The following is a 26014-nucleotide window of genomic DNA, read 5'->3' as shown; positions in this document are numbered from 1 at the left end:
ATTCAAATGTAAAACTTCACTATGCAATAAGTTTGCATACTTAGTTTTTTAAGAATATTTCTATAATTTCTTCTATATCTTTTTGCATTGCTATTGCATCTTTATAATACTTGTCTATTTCATTATCTGCTACTTCGGTATACTTATGTCCTACTTTATTTCTACTTTCTGCTATATTTTCTACACAAACAGAAAAATTATTTTTTTCTTTAAGTATCTTATAAATTGGATTATTGCTATTATAAACAGATGCCATAACACCTGCAATAAACAAAGCTCTTAACGAAGCGCGATCTGGATTTTTCAAAGCACTTTCAACACCTTTAAATTCCCTATGATACCAGTTAGGGATTAAGCTATTTGGATTGATTGTATTAATCTTTGTTTTAATTTCTTCCTTGAAAGCATGAAAACGTCCTCCATTATATGTTTGACTGCTAATCACATCTCCATAGTCCTCCTTATAATTTTCAAAGATTAGCTTAAAAAGAGTTTCCACAACAATCTGACTTTTTCTGAAAGCATTTTTTAAATGAGAAGTGTCTTTGTGTACTTTATAAAATTTTACATCAAAATAATACTCTTTAATTGCTGAGTAAAGCAATGGGTATTCCAATTTTAAAGTGAAGTCAAATATCTGGTTAAGTTCGTTTTCTATCTCTTTATCAAAACCAATCATAAATTCTGAGGCCTGTATTTTTTCTTCCTCCTCGATATTGTATACTAAACTATGAATAACCTCTTTTAATGTTTCATTTTGGCTCTGAGCTTTTAAAATAGTGTTTCGTAACCAATATGCATCATCATATATATTAAAAGGGTCAGAGATTTCTATATTTTCTTCTTGCTTATTATTCTGTTCAGAAGAAATCCACATGGCACAATAAAACAAATCTGGTTCTTCATCTAGATAGTTTACGGCATTAGCAACTTCTTTTAAATCATTTTTAGAATTAGGAATGTATTTATCTGCTTGTTTTTTTATAGTATCTAAAATCTCTTGAGTTTCTGGCTTTCTAATATTATTTAAATTCAGGTCTTTAGGAGCAATTAATTCATAGAAAAAACTATCTTTTTTTCCTTTTGTTTTATATGTTAATTGCTCTCTACTGAGCTTAATGTTAACCTGGAAATTATCAAAAGGTAAAATAATAGGAAATAATTCTTGTGTAAAAACATCTTGAAAAATATACCGAATATCTTTCTTTAAACTATCTATATTATTAAACCAAGAAAAAGATCCTTCTATTAATTCTTTACCTTTATTAGTAATAGACATTGAATTGATATCTAAAAGACTTTTATTAGCTAATTCGGCAAGTATTGTTTTCACTAAGTCAAGATCTAGGCTTAACCATTTAGCAATCTCGTCTACAGAAAAATTCCCTTTATTTAAAATGGATAAAATATGTTTTTGAAATATATTTAAGTTTAAATCATCTATTACTGGAGCATAAATTTTATGTGCTAGTACGGGATACACTATTAATTCTTTTTTTACATTTTCATCAATTGGTTTTTCTGATAAAAATTTTACTTCTATGTTTTTTTTATCAAATACTAACGCCATAATCTGAGTTTATTAATTCGTTATAAAATGCACTAAGTCCAAAAATATGTTCCTCTGCTTCTTTTGTTTTAAACATGTCTTCGTCTCCAACCGCAATAATTAGTTTTTTAGCTCTACTCATAGCAACATTCAATCTGTTATAAGAAGTTAAAAAGCCATATTTACTTCGAATATCATTACCTGTTTTAGCAGGAAGTTTATTAGAACGAACAAGTGATAATATCACAACATCAAACTCTTTACCTTGAAAAGCATCTACAGAACCTATTCTAAAGCGTTCGTCACCATTCATTGTTTTTTGATATCCCTTTGTTATCATATAATCTCCACTTTCATTTTTCTCCGCTAGTCCTAATTTTTCTGCTTCCATAAACAACTCTGTAACCTGTCTACTGTAAAAAGTAATAACACCGACAGATATGGATGGGTCACTGTCTAAAATCTCCTTTGCACGACGAATAGTTTCTTTAGCTTCAACATCTCTATAAGTACTACCGTTTTTCTTTTTTTCTTCCCCTTTTATAAGTGGTATATTAATACTTACAGCTACCTTATTGTTGTATTCTTCAATCGTGTGTGTCAATTTTTCTGCAGGCGTTCCTGAATCAATTTTAGGATCTCCATATTTTTCATAGAACGTTCTACTTATAAAATCACCAATAACAGGATGCATTCTATATTGGGTATTTAAGGTTACTACTCTTAGAATATGATCTTTTTTATTTAATTCTTTTAAAATATTATAGAAACGCTCAAACAAACTATCTTTTAAATACTCCTTTAGTTTTTCTGCCGCATTTTCATCTGCCTCTAATTCTTTTTGAATAGCACTATCAATTATATGAGGTAATTGTCTATGATCTCCAACTAATACTATGCGTCTTTTAGCGGATGTTAAAGGAATTAATAAATCTAACGGATTTGCTCTTGCAGCTTCATCCACTATAACGGTATCAAATGGATCTGGTTTTACTTCTGTAAGTTGTTTTGCTTTACTACCCTGAACAGTTGCTGCAGCCAATGCTACATAATTTTGTACCGTTTCTTTAACTCTATCTTTATTACTATTTAAATCATTTTGAAATTCAGAAAGCACAGAATACACAGAACCATCCGATTTAATTTGATCTGATAAAAATGCTATCATTTTTTTAAAAACACTTTCTATTTTAGCATTAGACTGTTTAATCTTTTTATTAATATCAATGGATTTTATAGGTTCTAATAGTTTTAGTTTAATGTCTTCTAACATTAAAAAGTCAATATCATCTATGTCTTCCGTTTTTAAAACAACTTTTAATTCCTCAATTAAACTAATATCTACAACTGGCAGTTCCTCTTTATATCTTGAATAGTTTTTTAAATATCTTCTTAAATTTATTACACCATCATCTTCATAGCTTATTTTATTTGTTCTAATATTAGAAATATTATCTATTATTCTATTTTTAAGATCATCATCCGTATTGACTTCTTTTTTTGTTAAGCTACTGATATCATTAAGTAATTCGTCTGGTAAAATGGAAATATTTTCTTTACGTAGTTTTAAAAGATCACTTTTCGCCTTTTCTGTATCTAATGTTTTTATATAAGTTAAATAATAGGAGATTGTATCATTATAAATTAATTCCGCTTCATTAGGTTCAATCTCAATTTGAACGGCTTCAATTTTTTCTGATTGTTTATTAATCCATTTTTCAATAACATCAACAGACTGGTTTTGTGCTTTACTAAACTTTATAGCAGGTAAACCAAGAACTTCTGTACGAGAAGCCATATTTTCAACAGCGTCATGCTGAAATGCCGTTAGTAAAATATTCATTTCTGGTGCTTCACCATTGTCTTTATAAACCTCTGTTAAACGTGTAGCTAAAGCACTTATAACTTTTGTTTTTCCTGTTCCTGGAGGCCCTTGTATAATTGTTATGTCTGGTGAGTTTAAAGCAACATCTAAAGCTAATTCTTGCATTTCATTGGGACCAAACTCTCCAAATTCTCTTTTAACTTTAGAAGTTAAAGGTTTTATTTTTCTTCTAGTTACCGAATTATAATCTACACCTTCTAAAACCGCTGAGAGTACGGGCATTGGGGTTGTGTTATTTCTAATTGCATCTAAAGACCTTGTTCTTCTTGAATTCATTATTACATTTCCTAATAATGACAAGCTAGCATAATAAATTTCAGTAGTAGTCTGCGGTATTTCATTTTCAGATGTAACCATTAGGTCGTTACTCTCTTTAGATATTAACTTACAAATAGTTTTCGCACTATTTTTATCTTCATATGAATTAAAATTAGGAAGCTCTTGGTTGCTATTTAAGTCTACATAAGTACCTGTTTCTATTTCTAACCAATTATTGGTGTTTTCATTTTTATCAAACACCAATTTATATTTACCTTCAGAAACTCTTTTAATTTCAGTAATTGTTAAAAAGCCTCTACTTTCAACTTCTTTTATATTACTTTCCTTTTCTTTTTCTTGGTATTTCTCCCAAGTATTGATATATCTCTGATTAGAATTAATTCTATTTAGTTTTAACTCCGTATCTGCTCTCAATTTTCCAGCTTCTGAAATATCTTTTATTTCAATTTCTCCTTTCAATAAAAAAGTGGGATTGAAACTATTTTTCCAATTTACTATTCTTACAATCTCATAAATATTATCTTCATTAATCTTAACGTCGATAACTATAGATTTACCAAATATTCGAAATCCACCAGAATTAGGAGCATTATCTAAAAGAACTTGCTTCTCATCACCATCTTCAATAATTAATTCATTAGTTAACCAATCTGTATGTTTTTTTCCTTTCCTTTTTTTTGAGTGTCTTTTATTGATATCATCAATAATTATATCTGTAAGCCCTATTTCGATACCATCTGGCAAGTTTATAGTATCTGTAAGTAATTTAGATTTTATTTCCGCTTTCGTTCCTTGTGAAGTAATCAATAAATTAAGACTATTGCTACTAGCTATTCTTTCTAATTCCTTATTATCTTTTGAAGTTAATCCTTCCACTTCAAAGCGATCTTCATTTAAAAAAAGCCAATATGTATTCTGCGAATACTTAATTTTTACAGACAGATTATTGTTTTTTGTAAATGATTCACTTTTAATAGATGGTTTCAATCTTAAATTAATCTCCTCCTTTTTGCCTTTGAATATATCCTGTATTCTCATAAAGCGTATTTTTTTAGTTTTAAGATTCTTTGATATTTATTCACATCATTATAAAACAATGTAAAATCTTCTGTTTGTGTTACTTTTATTTCGTTAGAGATATCAACATCCTTTTTATATTTCTTATTTGAAACTATTGACACACGCTTTAAATCCATTCCTTTTATAAAAATAGAATCTTCCTGAATCTTAATTTTAAACAACTCATTATTTGATGAATTTAATAGGAAGTCACTTTCATAAAAAACTAAATACTTGTTAGGAGTCATTATTTTTGTAGTTAATACCCTTCCAATGTTTTCAATATCTTTAAGCTCTACTGAAAAACTCTTTTTAATTTCATCCTTCAAACCTCGTATTAAATGATGAATACGTGCAATCCCCACAAAATTTAATTGCTCTTCACAAAATGGACAGGTGATTTCTTTAGAAAAAAAGAAATTCTGTTTACACGATTTATTACACTCAATAATAGCATCCAGAGCTCCAAATAGAATTTCTTGCCATTTAAAAGCACTTGTTCTTTTAAACTTCTGATTGATTCCTTTCTCAAAAGTTTGCTGAAATGCATCCATCATTTTCTTTGATATGGTAAGAGAAGTAGGAATACCACTGCTAGCAACATTAATATCATCTTTAGTGTGATTTACCCAAGGAATCATTCCTAAATAAGCTTTTTCCTCTAGTTCCGGTTCTCCTTCATTTACATAATCCCCAATAAACGGATGGTTTAAAGTCAGTAATTGATAGGCTATTATGGCAAAAGAATAATTATCCGTATAGGTATCATATCCACTTTTTGGCTGATGATCATCTGTTTTAATGATTTCTGGAGCTGCATAACCAGGAGTATAAACAGCGGTACCTACTCTAGATTCATGCGTAATATTATCTGCATCAATAAAAAATATTTCAGAGTAGTCTTTATCTTCAGACACAAAAATATTACTCAACGAAAAATCGCCATAAACAAACCCTCTTGAATGTAAATCTGACAATGTTTTTGCTATCTTTTCTAAAACACTAATTCGCTTTTTTAAGCCTCCTGTTTCTTGCCACCATAATGTAAAATCTATTTCCGGGTTTGGTTTAATAAACTCCTCTAAAGAAATCATATCTGTTGCCAATTCCATAATATACCCTAATCCATTCCCTTCAATTTGCTCTATGGGTAATGAAATAGGTAAATCTTCTAATGGTCTCGTTTTTAAATAGGATATTTTCCTTTTAAGTCGTTGGGATTTAGAGCTAGTTTTTTTTCCAATTAACTTAAAAGCATATTTCCCTCCTTTAACCGAAAACACTTTTCCTTGACCACCTGACCCAATTTCTTTTTCTATTATGTAATTAGCTCCAGAACTGAAACCTATTATTACTTTTTCTTTTCCCATGCAATGCAAATTGTTTTATCGTCTGTATGATACTTTGTAGGCCAATTCTTTAGTAACTGATGTAAATAACCATTTCTTTTGTTTCTTTTAGTACTTTTCATTTTCTCGATCAATCCCTCCATAAACTGATCTTCTTTACTTTCTACCAAATCTTCCGAAATACCATCCGTTGTCAGTAATAAATTAAAACCATCGCTATCAAAATCGGTATGTTTGATATTCCAATCCTTATAAGATTTTGAACTTCCTAAAGACTTTGTGAAATTATATTCTTCTGCAGATTTTAATAAAATAGTTTCTTTTTTTGTTTTACACATTACTAAGCCATCTCCAAGTTGGCTTAATATAATTGTATTACTTAACTTATCTATATAAGCAAATAGGCAAGTAGTAGCACATTCTTTTTTTTCAAAATCCGAGTCACCAATTAAAAGATTCCAATAAAATTGGACTAATTGTATTAAAACCTTAATGTCTTTCTTTTCTAATTTTTGCCATTCTGATACCGCTTTCTGAACAGCATCTATTGCTTTTTTAGCTCCAAAACCACTATGTTCTGCAGAACCAAGTCCATCAGCAACCACTAAAAGACTAAATTGCTTTTGATTTATAATACCAAATGCATCTTGGAGTACTTTCTTTTCAGGACCTTTAATAATTGCGGAATTAAAATTCATCGATTAAAATTCAAAATCATCAAGGTTATCGTCAGAATCATCAAAAGTTAAACTAATGGGTTGATCAGGGTTTACGCTTTTCGCTCTTTGAGAAACACTCATGGTTACAAAACGGAAGAATTTTTTAATATCTCTTGCTTGGACCGCTTGAAAAACATCTAGTTCAGAATCCCCTAGGAATTGTTTTAAGACATTCGTACCATCTTGTCCTGCGCCAATTGACATTGCTATTCTTAAAGCTTTAGAAGCTCTTGGAGATGAAATCAGTTGTTTCAGTGCTTCAGACCAATTATCTGTAGGCTGGCCGTCTGAAAGCAATACTAACGTAGGAGCATAAGACCTGCTTGGTATTAAGTTTTTGTCCTCTAAAAATATTTTTGTTTCAGTAAATGCTCCTCCCATTGGGGTGCCACCTCCAGCTGTTAGATTTGTCCAATTTATTTCATTTGCTTTTGTAAAGCCTAAATGAGATTTTACAGATCCACCAAAAGTGATAACAGAAAAATATATTTCAGCCCTTAGCGTATTTTCATCTTTTAATGAGTCTATCATTTCTCTAATAGCATTATTTAAAACACCTATTCTATTATCACTTGCCATACTACCACTAGTATCTGCCAATATTATAACAGGTAATGGTCTCGCTTTTTGAATAATTAAATCATTTAAATTTTTCATATTGTTTAGTTTATTATTTAATTAAAGCAAACTTAACATCTAACTATGCAGTGGTAATGCATAGATAGGTTTAATTACAAACAGGAGTTATTTTATATAATATTTACTTCATTTTTTTAATAGATTCAAACTCCATTTAATCTTTAGCTACCTTAAATGCTTTCCAACCCCATTCATTTCGCTTTTTATTGAAAGACAATATTGTTTTAGCATTAACAATATCACCATTTTTTAAATGGTTATTATCAATCAAATCAGGAGTTATAAAAACATCCTGAATAAACCCAAAATTTTTGTTTTCTAATATTCTTAAATTTCCAGAAACAGAACTGACAGATTCAGAAACGGATTGAGAACATAACTTAATAGTCAAAACTTTAAAAAACCCTTCTTCACCTATTTGGTTTAATCTTACTTTAAAAACAGAACCAACTTCAGGGTTTATATTTAAATGTTTGTAACTAAAAAAGCCAAAAACCTGTTTGTTTTTAATAAAATTGACTACTTTTTTACTATCATTTATATGCTCAACTACGATTACAATCTCTTCATGATTATTATATAGTAGCTCTTCTGCTAATTTGGAGTGTTTTAAATAAAAATCGGTATTACCATTTTTTACTACCTCTTTATTGTACCATCCTTGATTCATTAAATTAGTCAAATCATTAGTGATTTTCCAATTATTCTTCTTTCTAATTAAACAAGTATTCAGTATTTCAATAGAAGCCTCTAAAAACAACTCTTTCTGTATTAAAAGATTAGCTAATTTCTCATGCACTTTAACTAAAAAAGACTCTTTTGCATTTAAAGTCAACCCTTTACACAAACAGCCTATTTGTAAGTCCACATCTTCCGGAAAAGCTTCTGATAATAATTCCCAAACCCAAAAATCATTTTTCTTCTGTTTTACAAAAGGAATTAAAGAGTTTTTAGCCTCCTCTAATCTATTAAGAGCCAATAATAATTTAGATTTATAGTATAGTGTATATTGATACTCTGGATGTAAATTGATTATCTTATTCAAAAAGAATAAAAAAGAATCAACCTGACTTGCATTTATACTTCTTTTACTCAAATATAACAAGTTTTCATTAGGCTCATCAGTTTTCAGAGGCTCTCCTTCCAACAAAACTTTGGAATAAGCAATTATGATTTGTTCCACAAATGAAATTATTTTTCGACCGTTAACTTCATTTGGCAAAAAATCTTCTTCACCGAAACTATTAAATCCACTCCATAATATTAATTCTCTATAACTTTCAGAAAAATTTATAAAATTATCAGTATTAAATCCTGAGGAATTCTTAATACCTTTAAATTCATTATGAAACGATTTTAAAAGAAAACTGTAACCTTTAGAGGACACAAAACTTAAACTTCTAACCTGATAAAAAACAGATTTAATAGCTGAGAATTTATTCATAGCTACTTCTTCATCTTTTGATATTTTAAAATTATGCATACCAACTGCCCAACATAACTGCTCATAAAACATGTTTTCATTTTCTGGTAATTTTAGTTCTATTATCTTAATTAGGACACTCAAAAAATCATCTTGATTCCCTTGATGTTTTTTTAAAAGAGAATAATATACCCAAGCTAAATTTCTCTTTGTCCAAATATTATCAGGCGCTACATCAAATTCGTTTTTAGCCATAATTAAAGCTTCTTCCAATTTCCCTGATTCTCTCAGTTCTTTAATATCTTTAGCTGGCATACTGTTCTAATTTATGGATTAATAATTTCAATTTTACATCATCGTCACATCTGTAAGTTCTAGGCATAACTTTAGAAAAACTTTCGTTATTCTTAAAATAAAACTGAATGCTAGCACTTATACTATCTGTAACTAAAAAATATTGTACAAAATACTTTTCAACTTGTTCATCAATATTTGTAATTGATATATTTAATGCCTGACAATAGCTTCTCATTACAAAGTATAATGATTCTAAAAACTTAGCACTTGGTGTATAATCTAAACTTAAATCTGTTGAGTAATTTTGATTAAAAATAGTTTCTAGTATTTGTTCCTCTTCAATCCCTGTTTTATTTCTAACGTCAAATTGATCTATAAAATGACCTGAACCTCGATGACTCGCTTCTAAAATATATTCTTTATTTGAAAAATTTGTAACAGTATATTTTTCTAACCAATTATTGGTTTCAATATTTATTATATTAAAATCAGTTGATTCTAATGCGTCTTTTACTTCCCAAAATTTTAAGCTTTTGGCTTTATGCTGATAATTTTTATGATAAGGCGAGCAATTAACATTGTTTAAATAAAGAGCATTATTGGGTATTTGACCAACATTAATAATATTTAAAACCTTTAACCTACTGAAGGTTGTTAAATGTGGCGGATTGACGGCAAACACAGTATTTACACCCCTTGTGGTAGCAGTATAGCTCCATTTTAAAACATCATCAGACAAACCTGTTCTTCCAGTATAATCAACAAATACTTTATCCCATTCGCCACCTTGTGACTTGTGGCAAGTTATAGCATAACCATATTTAACTTTTAAAGCATTATAGAAAGGATCTTTTACTAATTTGTCTTTAAACTCTTTAGAGCCTACTTTGAATTTTTCTAGACCTAATTGTTTTCTTTTCTCTTGTTCGTTATTAAAACGCATTACAAAATTTATATACAACATTCTAGTCGTATCCAATGTTAAGTCTCGGTCGATACTATTTAATAAATCATCAATAATAAAACAGCATATTTCTTCATCAAAATGCGGCACTCTAAACTCAATTTTTCTAAATTTAAGTTTAATTATTTCTTGAGTTCGTTTTCCGTTTTTTTCAACATATACAGGAGCAGATTGTTCTACAACCTGGTTTGAAACGTATACCACCTTTGCCAAATCACCGTTAAACAATTGTGTTTTGTAAGTATATTGATTATTGTTATTAATCATTATTATATCTCCTGCAACAATATCTTTGTTTTGAGGATATAATTGTTCTCTAATTGCTAAATTATACTGGTAGCATTGTGCGTTTGAAAAAGATATTATAACACCATCACCAATTTGAGGATTTGGATATAATTGTGTATACTTATTTACAATATCATATGTATCTAATTTAACAAAGCTGCTATCATCATAATTTAATTCAATTGCATTTCTAGATGATTCTTTTAATAACCCTCTAATTGTATTTGCGTTTTCTAAAATTAAATTATCATCTTGTCTCATAACTTGCGTTAATTGAGCATCTGCACAAGAATAGCCTAATCCTTTAAAAAAGGATAATTCTAATGCCTTGGATTGATTATCACCCACTGGAGGTAATTGAGCAGGATCACCAACAAAAATAATTTTGTTGTTTTTATTTGTTTGAAATGTATGCGACAACAAGTCATTTAAAAGAATATTTGTTCCAAAATCAAAAAGTTCGTTTTTAGATTCTCTACTAGATATCATAGAAGCTTCATCTACAATTAAAACCCTTTCTACATTATTATCTAAATCGATAGGAAATAGATATTTTATATCATGCTCTGCTAATTCTTTTGAATCAGAATTAATTGATTTTAATTCTTCTAATTTATAAACACTACTATGAACAGTTTTACCATAACCAGTTTTATCTCTTAATACTTTAGCAGCTCTACCTGTTGGAGCCATTACATTAAACTGCTTATTAGTTTTCTCTAAAAAATTAAGAATCCCTTTTATTAAAGTAGTTTTTCCTGTACCAGCATACCCTTGAAGAATAAAAATATTATCATCACTTTTTAAAAAACCATTTATTTTATCAATAGCTTGCTGCTGATCTTGGTTAATATTTATATGTTGAAAATGATTGTTCATATTTTTTGGTTTCTTATTTGATACAAATGTAATGTGGAGGTGTGCATAGTGTTTGCATGGGTGTTTTGAAATTTTTAATCTAGATTAAAATTACTTATCATTTCCTCTATTTGATTTAATAAGAGCATAAAACCTTCTTTAATAAAAATTTTATTCAAATTTGATTGTACAAAACTATTGAGTTTCTCATTAGGAGGATGAATAAACTTATTCCTCCTATCTATAGAAAAATAAATTTGCCTAATATCTTCATTGTCATAAGACCATAACTGTTTACACAAACCAGCAGATTTCTCAAAAGTAGAAGGTGTATTATTTCTAAATTCAGTAACGTTATTAAATAAATACTTTTTTAAATTCTTATCCCAAAATAATTGTTTCAATTCTTCACCCTCTTTAATAAACCAATTATTTCTCTCCTCATAAACAAGATTACCTACTATTAATTCTAAGCACTTGAAAAGAGATAAATAAGAATAGGCAAAACTGTCTTTAGTTTTAGCTCGCTCAAACATTACAAGCGCGATTTCCATATATTTAATCAACTCATTTCCAAAAGGCTTTTCTATAACTTCATTTTTAATAGCTTCGTCAATAAAAGCAAATGAATTATTTAAGGATTTAAAAGCCTGTTTGAGATAACTAGCTCTATTTATACATAAATTAATTTTTAACTTTAAATTCTTTATATCCTCTGAAACATTATTCTTTGAGTTTTTGACAATGAAACCGTTACAACCGAAATCTAAACTTACTTCATAATTCCAAACTTTGTTAGAAGCTGTAATAATTATTACTTGAACCCCTTTATTAAATAATTTTATATCCTTTAAAATTTTATTTCCTGTTAAATTTTCTGGATCATTATATAAATCTGAATCCGATAATCTCAAATCAAGTAAAACTATATCTGGGTCAAAATTTCTAATTTTTCTTTTGGCATTTTCAATAATATCATAACTATTCATCATTTGGAAATCAATATCCAATGTTTCGAGTTTTATTTGATGTTTACTCAGTTCAAAAAAAGCTTTGTAAAAAGGCTCCCACCCTTTGTCAAATTGATCATCAATAAGTAATATTTTAGCATTGTCCGAAAAAAAGTAGGGATTACCTTTTTGAACAACCTTTATTGGATTGATTATATTTACATATTTAAAATAAAGATTAGACTGTAAATTATTCTTCACCTCTGATATTTGCTCTGAAATCCCCAAAAATTCTGACCAACGTAATAAGCATAGTTCGTTATCAATACTATGATGTGATTGATAATTTTCTGGAGGATTTATAGTTACTTTATCTAAATACTTATTAAAATCAAAAGATAAACCATCAGAAAGTTCTAATTTTTTTACAGATTTTTCTATAGTATCAAAAGCATATTTTGAAAGGTTTACATAAAAAACATTAGGTGTTAATAATATATTAGCAAGAGAAGAAAGTTTTAGTAGTTGTTTCTCATTTAGAGAACCCATAATTATAATAGGTGTTTTACGAAAAGACAGATTTGGGGATAACCTTATATGATGGGCTAACCTTAAACCTGAAAATTCTAAAAAATTTTCAGTAATACTAATTGGAATTGTAATCGAATTTACTTCAACATTGTTTAATCCTTCAAGAGTTTCATGAATTCGAGTATCAATATCTTTTACATAACCATTATTAGGCACTTCATGTAATTTAAAAAAACTTGAAGTGTTAAAGTTTTTTATTTCTTTAATCAGACTATTTCTAAATAAAATATTATCCATTTTTATATTGACTTTAATAAGTTATTTTGAATATCTTCTTTTAATTGTTGTAATTCATTTAACTGAATTATTCCATCAAAATTTTTAAAATAATTTTCTTTAATCCATTCAGGAACTTTTAATTCAGCAAGTATTATTGATAAAGGTCTAGGAGTATAATCGATAATATAAAAAATTAATTTATCCAATAAACTTACTTCCAAATTAATTTTCCAGTTTTCGCCAAAAGCTAACAGTAAAATATTTAAATCATCATTTTCTAGATAATTAATGAATGAGTTGCTATACAAGTCTTTTGAGTTGATTGTTAATAAAACCCCATTTCCAATATTTTGCAAAGTAACAGAAGAAATACCTCCTGAAAACAAAACCAATGTTTTAGAATTTTTTTTAGCAAAATCAACTAGCCTTAAACGTTCATTTGCCGATAATGCAGATCTATGAACAATTATAACTTGAAAGTCGTCCAGTTGATTCAAGTTACTTGAACTCAATATTTTTTTGTACGTATTAAATTTTTCGAATCCACAAACATTCTCTAAAATCGAAATTTTGTTTAGATCTTTATTCAACTTTTTTGTGAAATCTATTTGTCTATTTGGTCTGTCTTCTATTAATATTACTTTTTTCATAAATAAAATTTTAATAAGTACGTAAAACCATGACATAAATAATTCTCGCCCTTTTTATCTAAGTGTTTAAATTCACGATTACTGGTAAGATAATTAACTCTATAAACTTGTTCATCTTTAAACTCTCCTATAACAGAGAAATCTGCTAGATTTTTCAAGTTTTCGATAATAGTTGATAGATCCCCTCCTTTTGGTTTTAATATCTTTGGATCATTTATACTTCTTGTACATTTAGATTCTAACTGTGTAATACTCAATTCGACATAATTCTCTTCAAAATTTTCTTCAATACGACAAATAATATTAGGAAACTGAGGACGTTTCTTAAAACTACCAAAAACAATTTTAATAACAGATTTTAAATATGGAACATCCGTAAAGAAAGAAACACCCTCAGTATCTTGTTGAATAAGGTTAAAATCATAACCTAACTCACTTGTCCATAAAAAATTAATCAGATTTACTAAAGCAGAATTATCTTCTCTTATTTCAATCTCATTTTTAAACTCGGACACATATTGATCAAACAACAATAAATTATGCTTAGTGTCTAAAGATTTTATATTTTCAGGAATGGTAAAACTGAATGGATCGTTTTCAGAATTCTTCATATATAATTCTAAAGATTTAGAAGCCCAGCCAAATTTTAATCTTTTTTCCCCCCAAACATGATAATATTTTTCGTCTTTTTTTTCTCCTAGCTTATTGTTAAATAAAAAATTAGAAATTTTTGCAGATAACCTTGGATTAAGCATTGTTAATTCCTTACTAATTTCATTCCATTCTTCTTTAATCTTAATTGTAAATTCTTCAAAACTTTGAAATTTCCCATACTCCCAACTATGGGTAGTATATTTCAATGCTTTAGAATTATCTGAAAATTGATTCATCAATTTTACTAAAGAAGGCGCATTATTCAATTTTGGGAACTCTAAGGATATATTATCCTTTGTTATATTGATCTTAGCTTTCTTATATTGTTCTGCAAAGCTCTTACGTTTTTGAGTCTCCCTCATATCAACCATATACTCACCCAAAGTATTTTGTTTAAATGCTTCTGGCCATGTAAGATCAGGTGAAATCGATTTTTTATTGTCTATTTTTTCTTTTTTCTCTTCATCTAAAAGCTCAAAAACATTTATAGGTTTTTCACCCTCACTCCTTACATCATCAAACCCTATTTTCTTTTTAATATTTATTATATCACTTAAAACCTGATCATCACGTTTTGAAGAACTCCCCAATTCCCTAGAAACCAACCTTAAAACCCTATCCTTTTGAGAAGTATTAAACTTTTCATTATCTAGTAATTGCTTTATAAATTTAAATTTATTCATAATTAAAAAACTAATTGATTTTTGCTAATTTATAAATCTCCATAGCCTTTTCTATGCCATTATTCTCCCATGCTTTCAGAGTTTGCTCCAATTTGCTTTCCGTTTTAGATAGTTTAGTAAAACGAGTATTCAACTTTAAATAGGTGCTATCATTAAAACCTTTTACCATTTTTAAATATTCCAACTTCCCTCCTAAAACACTTTTAAAATTAGGTTTGCCTTTTTTCAATTGTCCTTTCTCAACAGCGTAGTCTCTTAGAAAAATGGATTCTGCTTTATTAAAACCGTATTTTTCCCAATAATACAACCACATACGTAATTGCTTAATGTATTTAGAGTTAACATTAACTTTAGTATTTACTGTTAAACCAGTTACCGCTTGACGATTTCCTGTTTGCTGTAAACGCGTTTTTTTATCGTTTAAAATTAAGTTTTGATCTTCTGCGATAATCCTATTCAGCTCTTTTAAAAACTCATCATTTTTAAAAATATTTACATTACATGAAAATGTGATATCATCAGCATACCGGGTATAATTAGCTTTAAAACGTTTTGCTAAACCATTTAATCGTCTATCTAGCTTTACACAAAGTATATTAGTAATTGTTGGAGACGTTGGCGCTCCTTGAGGTAAAACCGTATTAATAACCCCATCAATTTCAAAAGGATGTGTACATAATGATGCTAATAAAAAAGCTATAGGTTCTAGAAGACCGTTTAAATTAAAAGGGGCACAGATAAACCCTAACTTTACTCTATTTCTATCAAAAGAATGGAAAAAATCCTTTAAATCAATATTATAAACATAGTTGTATCCAACATGCGCTTGAGCATTGTCTACTATAGACTTACCTAGCACAAAACCTGTAGCTTTAGCATGAGGCATGGCAATACTGTTTAAAATAATATTTAAAGGCCTTAAAATATGCTTTAATCCATTTACAGGTGCATTTATAATGCGCTCTCCTCCACTTTTCTTTTTGATAGAAAAACTCGAATATCTTTTATCACTATATTCTGGATTAGCATAATAATTAAGTCCCTTAACAGTTAAGGATATAAACTTATCTCCATATAAGATTAAATTAACTTTATTGATTAATACCACCAAATCATCCTTAGTCCTTAAGGCTTTAAATTGCTTTATTATCTGCTCTGTATGTTGTTTTTCTAGTTTCATAGTTATAAAATTCTAGAAAAACCTAAACGTCTATTCTTTTTGTATGATTTTAAACTTAATATAAATAGATCTAAATAATAATAATAATAATAATAATAATAGAACTAAATAATATATAAATAATATAATGCTATCTATTTAAAAATTAAACCATTTTTTGTGTTTTAAACATTGTGGACTAATTAATAATTAACATTCTTATTCTAATCGAATACACGATTAGAATATATGCCGATCGTTGTTTAATTATTACTAATTAAACCAGCATACGCGATCAATACTTTTGTTTAGGTTTTTCAAAGAACTCTGCAAATATATTTTGCTTATATGCAGTGTAACTGCATGGGTAATATTTTATTAATTAATTATACGATTTTAAGCAGCAAACCCCCTTCCTAGCTCTGCTAATTCATAAAAATGCTGAAAAGTAAGGTCCACTTTTTCACCAAACTCTTCTCTTCCGTATGGCTTCTCAGGCAAACTTCCTCCTAATATTTTACGAATTTCATTTTTTACCATTTCTTGAGTAGCTTTTTCTTTGTGCCATTCTTGAATTAAAATTTTATTATTTGCATCAAACATAATTGTCAACAATTCAGTAGCAGCTAGTTTAACCTTTTTTTCCTCCTCTTTTGATAACTTCTCTTTCTTTAACAAATCAAAAAGTTCTTGTTGCTCTTCTGTCATTCCGCTTTTTGCAGCACGCTCTTGTTCTTCTGACATATTTTCGGCTTGCTTCATTAAATCCTCATAGGCTTCTTCTATAGATAAGCTTCCCGAATTATAGTCTTCTATAATTTTTTCAAAACGTTCTAAAAACGAACCTCTAGTTTTATTTTGAGCCAACATTTGTTTTAGCTTAACTTCCATCAATTCTCGCAAATCAGCAAACTCAATATTCTTGTGTTTCTTTTCAGGAAACTCTGCTCTTAGCTTGTTAAAATCAAGTTTACTTAAATCTATTTGTTTGGAGTTATCAATGATATAATCATGCGTTTGATCTTGTAAATCCCCTTTCCCTACTACGCTAGTATCTAACAAAGTATTTAAGTTCTTTTTAGCTCTTTCAATGGCTTCATCTTGATCTACATGTCTGTCAACAACTTTACGTAAATACTCAAATACATCCCTAGCTTTTTTAATTTTAGGAAAACCATAAATTTCTGGTTTTGCGGAATCGTACAAACTAACTATTGTGTTTACAAATAAGCTTAATTGCTTTTTATACTCATCCTTTTCAAGTATTATGTTTGCATATTCTTGAAACAGTTCCACTTCTTTAAAACCTCTTTCCCCTAAGTTTAAAATAGCATCTATATCTGCTCCTAAACCTTTGCAATACATTTTAGTCTCAACAACTGCTTGATCTAAAAGTGCCAATAAATCTTCAAATTCTTTTACAGGAAACTCATCACCATCATCAGCTACACTCTTCCCTTTAGTTCCTTCAGCATAATCTGCTAAGGCTTTTTTTAGGTTTCTAAAAACACCAAAATAATCCACAACCAAACCATTCTTTTTTCCTTCAAAAACACGATTAGCTCGGGCAATGGTCTGCATTAATGTATGATTTTGTAATGGCTTATCTAAGTACAACGTAGATACTGCAGGTGCATCAAAACCTGTTAACCACATTGCGGTTACAAATACAATACGATATTGACTATTAGGGTCTTTAAAATAATCTTCAATATTACGACCATCTTCATCCGGATGATCCATTAACTTTCTGTGTGGTGTAATATTAAGTCCTTCTTTCTCGAATACTTCTTTTTCCTCTTTATCTGATCCTTCCTGACTAACTACCGCAGACATCTTGGTTTCTTCCATAAAGGTTATCGCTTGTTTATAGCGTTCTTTTATTTCAGAATCTTTTTCTCTAGCAATTTTCTTTCGTAAATCTTTTATCTCTTCTTTTTGTGCCAATTGCACAAATTCGAACATTCTTACAGCAGTAAATTTATCTATACAAACCACCATTGCTTTCATGGGTTTGCGTTGTTTGTCATCATTAAGCACATCTAAACGGTACGGGTAATGTTGTACAATATGTTTTGCTATTTCCTGTAAACGATCTTCGCGACGTACTACTTGCAATAAGGTAGAATACTCTCTATCTAGTTTCTTCTTCTGCTCCTCTGTTAAGTTCTCGTTTTCTAAAATTTCGGCAGCTTGTCCAACCAAATCTTCATTAATCTGTTCTACTCTTGGAACCGATTTTTTATAGTATAAAGGTACTGTAGCACCATCTTCTATACTTTGCGCAAAGTTGTATTCTGATACGTAAGGACCAAACCAATCTTTTGTTAACTCACTTCTTAATAATGGTGTTCCAGTAAAGGCTATATATTGTGCATTTGGTAATGCAATACGCATATTTTCCCCATAGCCTTTATATTGAGATCTATGTGCTTCATCTACAATTACAATCCAATTGTCACGATCTGTAAGCTTTGGATAGGTTTTCCCTTTTTCTATACCAAACTTATGTATTAAACTAAAGACATAAGATCTGTTAGATTCTAAATATTCTCTTAGCTTATTTCTACTACTAGGTCTGTAATAGTTTTCTTTTTGTTCTTTGGTTTCCAAAACAACTTCTGTCTCCTGAAAATTTCGATAAATCTGACTATCTAAATCTGTTCTATCCGTAACTATTAAAAACGACCAATTACCTGGTACTTTACGCTCTATCTTTTGAGAAAAGAAAATCATGGAATACGATTTCCCTGAGCCTTGTGTATGCCAAAAGACACCTAATTTCCCTTTATTATCCTCTTTATGAAGTAATGATTCTATTGCATTATTGACGCCTAAATATTGGTGGTTTTTTGCAATAATTTTGACTTTATTTTTATGATACAAAACAAAATTTTCAAAATAATCTAAAAGATTACTTTTAGTACATAATCCTTCTCCAAACAATTTTAAACTCAATCGTTTGTTTGCTGCTTTACTTTCTGCTTCAACCTCTAATCTAGTTAATTGACTGTTAGAAATTGCTGTATCTTCTAATTTTACCCAAGAAAAGAAATGCTCCCAAGGTGCATTAAACGAACCAACTCGTGTTTGAATACCATTAGATATACACACAAACATATTATACCAAAACAACTGTGGAATATCTCGTTTGTAACGTCTTAAGTTATTATCGTAACCTCCTTTAACTTTTTCGGTTGCATTTTTAAGCTCAATCATTACTAAAGGCAAACCATTAACGTATAAAAGTAAATCTGGTCTCCTTGTAATGTTGCTTGTCTGTAGGTATTCTATACTTAATTGCGAAACAACTAAGAAATCGTTATTTTCTTCATCTTCAAAATCCAAAACCTTTACATAACCATTTTCTTCTCTTCCTTCTTTATTTTGATAGGAAACTGGAACACCATTTTTAATTATGTTATAAACTTCTTTATTTGCTAAAACAGGTGTTAAACTTGCTCGACTTTTTGATAATTCATCAATTGCAAATTCAATACATTGTTTTGGTAAGTTTGGATTCAATCTTATTAAAGCTATTCTTAAATCGTCTTTTAAAACAACATCTTTTAAGCTGTCTCTACCAATAAGTTGCTTCTCCCAAGCATCTTTATGCTTGTAACCTAATATCAATTCAAAAAATTGAATATCCGCTTCTTCTATATGTGATTCGTTTATAAATGCCATTTATTTAAACTTTATTTTGTAACCATCTGTTTCTACTAAAAAACTATTATTTTCAAAAAAGGTATCATTCTCTTGATATTCAAAAATATTTTTTAAATACTGTGCTTTGATATTATCTGATAACAAATTAGAAATTAATAAAACATCGTATGTACCAGTATTAGCGTGTCCAATTTTAACTTCGTTTTTACTTATATGAAACATGTTATTTGAGGTTGTCGAAGCTTTTACTTCAATATACCTTGTTTCATTGTCCTTTATACATTCGAAATCGTAACCAAAACCATCTTTACCTCCTGAAAAACCAGCACGTATTGCATATTCTGATTTCCAAATAACTTCATCGTATGTTTTTTTCAACAATTCAAAAGCATACTTTTCACCAATAAAACCAATGTCTGATTTTGGTATTCCTGTAGACGGTAAATTATTTGTTGATTGCCCTGAACTTCTCCCTTTTCCTTTACTTTGATTTACTTCGACTCGTTCTGGTGTATGGAACTCTATTTCTAAGTCAATCTTTTCAATATTAGCTAATATTTGCACCATTAGATTTTCATCATCTTCAATGTCAATTTCTTCACTAGTAGAAGATAATGATACTGTTCTTCTTTTTGTATCTTCGTTTAAATAGCGTGCCTTATAGATTTCTAGTAGCTTTTGATATTTTGAAAAATAAATATTGTTTTTAAATTCATTATCATATTGTAACGACAATAACAATTCACGGTCAAAAATATTCTCGTCTTGAAGTTGTTTTTTGAAAGTTTTAAGACAACTCTTATATTCTTTTTCAACATCAATTACATCTGCTTCTTTGACATCAAAAAGGGACAATGCATTATATTCGATTAACTCTTTTTGATACAGTTTATTTAAATCTAGATTTAATTCGTTAGGAATTTCAACTACCTCAAAATCAAAAGTATCAAAAGCTTCTATTTCGTCTATAAAACTATCCGAGTAACCTTTTAAAAATAATATAGATTTATATTTTTTAGAAAATGAACTATGAATACCTTGAAATAAATTCAAGTAATAATCTTGAAAATTCAAATTATTTTTTGAGTATTTATTAAAGCTCTTAATATCAATATTTAATTTATTAAATAACCTCTGAGTAAACTTATAATTAGCATTCGTTGATAGCTCATAATAGTTTAAACCTCTGTAAACATCAAAGAAATCATCCCAAGAAATCTTGTTATTGAAGTATTTGTAAATTTGTTTTTCATCTATTAAATCTGCATTAGAGAATTCAGATTTAAAACATTTGAGTATTGTTCTCCAAAATAATTGTTTTGAAGTTAATGCGCCTTCAAAGTTTTTCATAACCTCCATTTCAATCTCTGAAAAATCAGGAAACTCTCTTGTCATAATTTCTTTCCACCTTGATTGGTCTTGCCCAATAATCAACATAAAATCTTTACGATTTTCTGTTACTGTTAAAGCACCACAAATAATATCTGATAATGTTTCAGTAAAACGATATTCCTGTTTTAAATCTTTATAAGATGTAATATTATCATTTACCTGAACGTAATATGTTTGTGTTTCTTTTTCGTAAACATATTCGTTGTTTTTTAATTTTAACTGCTGGGTTTTAGCATTAATATCAAACTTTACTTCTGCATTAAAACAAATTTTTATTTTTAATTCTTTAAGACTACCTAACTCTCTTTTTTTCTGAGTTTCCGTTAGGTTCTTTTGCTGTCTATAAACAAACAACAACGGTTTTAATTGAGTGAATTCTTGCTGAAACTCATCGTTTAATCTTTCATTTAACGATGGTTTTTTAACCTTAAATTCAATGTGATCCATTGGCTGTACACCAAACAACTCTTTAATCCTGGTATTACCAACTCTTTGTCTAATTTTAGAAACCTTTAATTTTGCTAATAAATCTTGACTGTGATTTGGATTTAAAACATAAGTTGCTTCGTTTATGGGAACATATTCATTTTTACCACTAACGATACTTAACACAACTCCATTTTCTATGTATTCATTACGCTCATCAAAATCCCAACTAAAATCTTTGGGTAAATTCATTGTAGCATCTATTATAGCATTGTAAAGTACCGAAGCAGAGCTTTTGTTTTTACTAAAGTGTTTATGATGCTCACTTAAAAGGCGATACATAACTTGAACAGATAGTTCTTTAAAACTTTCTTTAACTCCTAATCTATTTAATAACAGTTCTATCTGATCCTCTTTAATATTGTAATAGTTAAAGACATCTGCATCGTAATTAATTTGAGGTGTATGTACTAGAGGTGATAAATTACCACTATTAGCTACACACTCTGTTGGCTTTGCTCTTTTTCCTCCATCAACAGGAATAAACTTGGTGTTTTTTAAAAAAAATAAAAGATATGATCTAACATCATTATCTTCTAAATACCTCTGATTACGAACACTATCAAACAAAAACCATAATTCGGCCTTGTCATGGTCATTATCAATTACTATGCTGTTATTAATTTCTCTGTCTTTGACAAACCAAGCTAATAAGAATTCTATGGCAGTGTTCTCGATAATTTCATCAAAATAGTCATACCATAAAACATTAATCTCGTGAGCAGACGTTCTACCTATCTCCTCTCTTGTTTCAAATGTCTTAGGATCATCTGGAAGTGAGTAAGGATAGCTTAAATTATCAAAAATGTAATTAACATACTCTTGTTTGTCTGGTATGCTATTGTTTTCAATAATTTTACGTCTTGGCATATCTGCTACGCCAATCCATTTTAAATATTTTTCTAATTTAGATATTTGATGTTCCTCTATTAAATCATTTAGTCCGTTTTTTTCTAAAGAACCAATAAAGACATCTTCCTCAATAGATTTTAATAGATGCTTACATAAATAGCCTGCATCATAACCTTTACCAAAATAAAGTTTATTCGCAGCTTTTAAATCTCCATTTAAGCTATATAGTAAAGGTGATGGTAAGTTTGGAAAAAAGGATCTTTTATCTTCCTCGTCCAAACCATTATAAATATGAAATAATACTGTGTGCATTCCGCTAACAATAGCAAGACTTTTCTCGTTAGCATTATCTAATATTTTGTGTGAAGCAGAAATTACTTTTCTAGCTACAACAGTCATAGAATATTCGTCTACCTGAAAAATTCTTAAACGTGTCGATAAATTACGAATGTCACCATCTATTTGTTCTTTTAGTTTTTCAGTAAAACTTTTGTCTATAAATTGTAACTCTAGTTCGGTTGGTAACTTATACGTTGTTTCCTTTGGTGGTAAAATAATTTCCTCTTTACCTGTTTTAATAATATCACCATCTTCATTAATTAGAAGATTTGGAAGTGTTGGTTTTTCTGAGTCATAAAAACTCTTCGTATTCCTACTAAGTACATCTATCCATTCTACTTTTTCATCAATGGTAAAATTTCCTTCTTCTATAATCTTATTTAACTTTTCAGTAAAATCTGATTCAGAATACCTTAAATCTGGATATTGTTTAGTTAGATATTTTATAATCACATCGTCAGGTGATGATTTTAAAAGCGTATTAAAATCCGATAAATATGTGTTTGGTATTAAATGATCTATTACAACATCATAAAACTTGAAATTTTCTTCTAAAGTTATATACTCATTGGTAATTGTTGGAAATATTGCAGTTTCATTGATGTGATCTTTAATTAAATCATCAAAATCCCAAGGGTCTTCATACAAAGATGAATGTTGATTACCAGTAGGTATTAATAACTTAAGCGCATCATAATTACTAACGTCACTTTCTGTTAGTTTTAATGCGCAATCAACTAATAGCTTTGCTAACTTTTTAACAAGCTGAATGTTGAAATCATTTTTATCTCTAGATAATTGGTTTCGGTCAGATTTTAATTCAAATGAACCGTGTGCTATTACTGGATAAGGAAAATCTACTTCGGTTCTAAAATATGAAAACAACTTATGAAAACTAACTTCTTCATTTGGGTTATATGCAATTTTTAGCTCGTAGTTTTTAGAATCTTCTTTACCTTGAATATGCCCTTTATCTTCAAGAATATTCCATATCCATTCTTGGTTATAATCGTCATCTAAAAAATCCATTTTAGATATGGTTATTTGTCCTTCTTCTGGTCCTATATTCTTAGTAAATTGAAAATGAGACTCTGGTGTTTGAACTTCAATTTCTTCTAATTTATTAAGAAAAATTAATGCTTCTGGAACTATATCTTTTTCTATCTGAGTTATGATACTCTCATAAATACTTTCATCATCTTTTAAAGTTAGCTCTATAACTGTATCATAGTCTGTAAACTTCTTTTTAGAGTTGTCGGTTTCTAAGAACGGACATCTTAAAACGGAAATGGGTATGTTCTTTTTAGTTTTACGCTTTAAAGTTTCTCTAATTTCTGGTTTTTCTTCTAAAACACTTTTCAAAAAGTTGGAAGCGTGTTGTTCAGAAAATTTTAAATGCAAATCGTAACTAGCAATATAGATTTCTTTAGACCAGTTAAGTATAGATCTAAAACCTAAGCCTTTTTTACCGACTTTATTTTCTTCCATAGTTTTAGGGCTTAAATCGCTATACATTAACGATTCTACACCACCTAAAGAAAACGGATTACCATTATTGGCAATAATTAAGCTGTTTTCATCTACTTTAATAAATACTTTTTTAGCCTTTAACGTATCACTCTCGTCATTGGCATTTTGTATCATTTCTAGTAGTTGCCTTCCATTGTATTCATCTATGTTTTTATTCTCGTTATTGTAATCTTCTACAATGCGCAAAGGCGCTTGCAAATATTCTTTACGCCTTAACTCTATTAGGTCTTTTATAGCTGTATTATCTATATGTGTAACGAGTTGGTCTTGCATTTACTTACTATATTTTTCTTGAGGCTCCGCAGCCATACTTCGACTAAGCTCAGCAGAACTATTCATTTCCTCTACCTCCAAATTCTCCACAGACAACTTACCACTTATTAAACGTGGTAATAATAAATCTCTTGTTTCTTGAAGTATTTGGTTTTTAGCAATAAGAGTATCTATCTCTTGAAAAAATGGCTTAATCAACTTTTCAAAATCATTAAGTATTTCTTCTGGCGGACATTTCATTTTTAATTTATGGATGTCTTTCGAATATACATGAGGTTGCGCTGCACCTCTTTGTAAATGAAAAACCTCTTTCTGTCTTGTTTTAAAAGTGCAATAGAAAAAGAATAGCCAATTAGTCATTTTAGAATCTAAGTACGAGCAATCAGAAACCCAAATATCTTCGTAGTACATATTCACAAATCCCGCATTAGCTCCAGATGAACTTATTGTTATTGTCGGAGAATTTGTATTTGCTTTATTGTGATAATATGCAGGAGTTAAACCACCAGCAACAACAGGTATATCTCCTTCTGTAATAGTAGATTTTGTAATAATTTTTCCTTTTTTTAGTTCAACCAAATCAAGAATTTCTCCATCATTCCAACCCTCGGGAATAGCGCCTTTAGTTCCATGCGCTACTTCCTTACCATCTTTGTCTAAAAATTTGGTGTTTTGGTAATTAGGAAAACGAAAACGTACAAACCACTCTTTGTATATTTCGGCTGCCATGTCTTCTAAAAGCGTAATGCGTTGGTTGTTGTTTTCTATTAAATCATCATAAGAGGAAAGGGTTGATGCTATTTTTTTTTGGGTTGGTAATTCTGGTAAATTAATTTTAAGTTTTAAAACTTCATCTTTATAAATTCTAGGTGCAGTTGCTCCATGAGAAATAGACTCAAAATACTTTAAAACACCTTCCGTTAGTAATAAATAATAAACATAGGTTTCGTCAGCGAGCTTTTCATTTATTTGAAGAGCAAAAACTCTACGCGAAATCATATAAATTTGATCTCCTGGAACTTTAGCTATTTCTCCAACTGGTGCTTCTGTAGTAATTAAAATATCTCCTGGTTTAATAAAACCTCTTGTTGCCCATTTATCATAATATTCTTTTGAAATAAACTTCGAATCAATTTTTATCTTTCCTTTTTTAACATTAGCAGCAGATAACACAGGTATCCCACTATCAAATCTTTTCGGAGTTTTCCCCCTATAATCAATTGTATTGTGAATTAAATCACCTAATTCATATTCCATG

General features: G+C 29.1%; 14 protein-coding genes. All 14 read right to left on the bottom strand.

The window, feature by feature from the left end; translation table 11 throughout:
* Positions 1-40: 40 nt before the first annotated feature.
* On the bottom strand, positions 41-1570 hold the full coding sequence (locus E9099_RS13635; protein WP_136584103.1) for a hypothetical protein: 1530 nt from the start codon (positions 1568-1570) through the stop codon (positions 41-43).
* A complete protein-coding gene (locus E9099_RS13630) occupies positions 1554-4751 on the bottom strand; it encodes a DEAD/DEAH box helicase (protein ID WP_136584102.1) in 3198 nt (1065 codons plus the stop codon). The genes E9099_RS13635 and E9099_RS13630 overlap by 17 nt, the downstream gene beginning before the upstream one ends.
* On the bottom strand, positions 4748-6142 hold the full coding sequence (locus tag E9099_RS13625; protein ID WP_136584101.1) for a protein kinase domain-containing protein: 1395 nt from the start codon (positions 6140-6142) through the stop codon (positions 4748-4750). The genes E9099_RS13630 and E9099_RS13625 overlap by 4 nt, the downstream gene beginning before the upstream one ends.
* A complete protein-coding gene (locus E9099_RS13620; RefSeq protein ID WP_136584100.1) occupies positions 6124-6819 on the bottom strand; it encodes a protein phosphatase 2C domain-containing protein in 696 nt (231 codons plus the stop codon). Before E9099_RS13620 ends, E9099_RS13625 begins: the two co-directional genes overlap by 19 nt.
* A gap of 3 nt (positions 6820-6822) precedes the next feature.
* Entirely contained in the window at positions 6823-7497 is a 675-nt protein-coding gene (locus E9099_RS13615) for a vWA domain-containing protein (RefSeq protein WP_136584099.1), read from the bottom strand.
* A gap of 136 nt (positions 7498-7633) precedes the next feature.
* Positions 7634-9217, bottom strand: a complete 1584-nt coding sequence (locus E9099_RS13610) for a DUF7017 domain-containing protein (RefSeq protein WP_136584098.1) — start codon at positions 9215-9217, stop codon at positions 7634-7636.
* Positions 9207-11330: an ATP-dependent RecD-like DNA helicase gene (locus E9099_RS13605; protein ID WP_136584097.1), complete on the bottom strand. Its 2124-nt coding sequence runs from the start codon at positions 11328-11330 to the stop codon at positions 9207-9209. Before E9099_RS13605 ends, E9099_RS13610 begins: the two co-directional genes overlap by 11 nt.
* A 74-nt stretch (positions 11331-11404) precedes the next feature.
* Entirely contained in the window at positions 11405-13087 is a 1683-nt protein-coding gene (locus tag E9099_RS13600; protein ID WP_136584096.1) for a response regulator, read from the bottom strand.
* A gap of 2 nt (positions 13088-13089) precedes the next feature.
* Positions 13090-13719, bottom strand: a complete 630-nt coding sequence (locus E9099_RS13595; RefSeq protein WP_136584095.1) for a hypothetical protein — start codon at positions 13717-13719, stop codon at positions 13090-13092.
* Positions 13716-15056 (bottom strand): hypothetical protein, encoded by a 1341-nt coding sequence (locus E9099_RS13590; RefSeq protein WP_136584094.1) that lies wholly within the window; start codon positions 15054-15056, stop codon positions 13716-13718. The genes E9099_RS13595 and E9099_RS13590 overlap by 4 nt, the downstream gene beginning before the upstream one ends.
* 10 nt (positions 15057-15066) lie before the next feature.
* On the bottom strand, positions 15067-16236 hold the full coding sequence (locus E9099_RS13585) for a reverse transcriptase domain-containing protein (protein WP_136584093.1): 1170 nt from the start codon (positions 16234-16236) through the stop codon (positions 15067-15069).
* A 375-nt stretch (positions 16237-16611) separates the two neighbouring features.
* Positions 16612-19902: a type I restriction endonuclease subunit R gene (locus E9099_RS13580; RefSeq protein WP_136584092.1), complete on the bottom strand. Its 3291-nt coding sequence runs from the start codon at positions 19900-19902 to the stop codon at positions 16612-16614.
* Positions 19903-24756 (bottom strand): DUF3883 domain-containing protein, encoded by a 4854-nt coding sequence (locus E9099_RS13575; protein WP_136584091.1) that lies wholly within the window; start codon positions 24754-24756, stop codon positions 19903-19905.
* Positions 24757-26013: a restriction endonuclease subunit S gene (locus tag E9099_RS13570; protein WP_136584090.1), complete on the bottom strand. Its 1257-nt coding sequence runs from the start codon at positions 26011-26013 to the stop codon at positions 24757-24759.
* Between the last annotated feature and the right edge of the window lies 1 nt (position 26014).

Source organism: Psychroserpens sp. NJDZ02, assembly GCF_004843725.1.
Lineage (GTDB): Bacteria > Bacteroidota > Bacteroidia > Flavobacteriales > Flavobacteriaceae > Olleya.
Note: the sequence above shows the minus strand (reverse complement) of the source record. Positions and strands in the feature narration are given on the sequence as shown.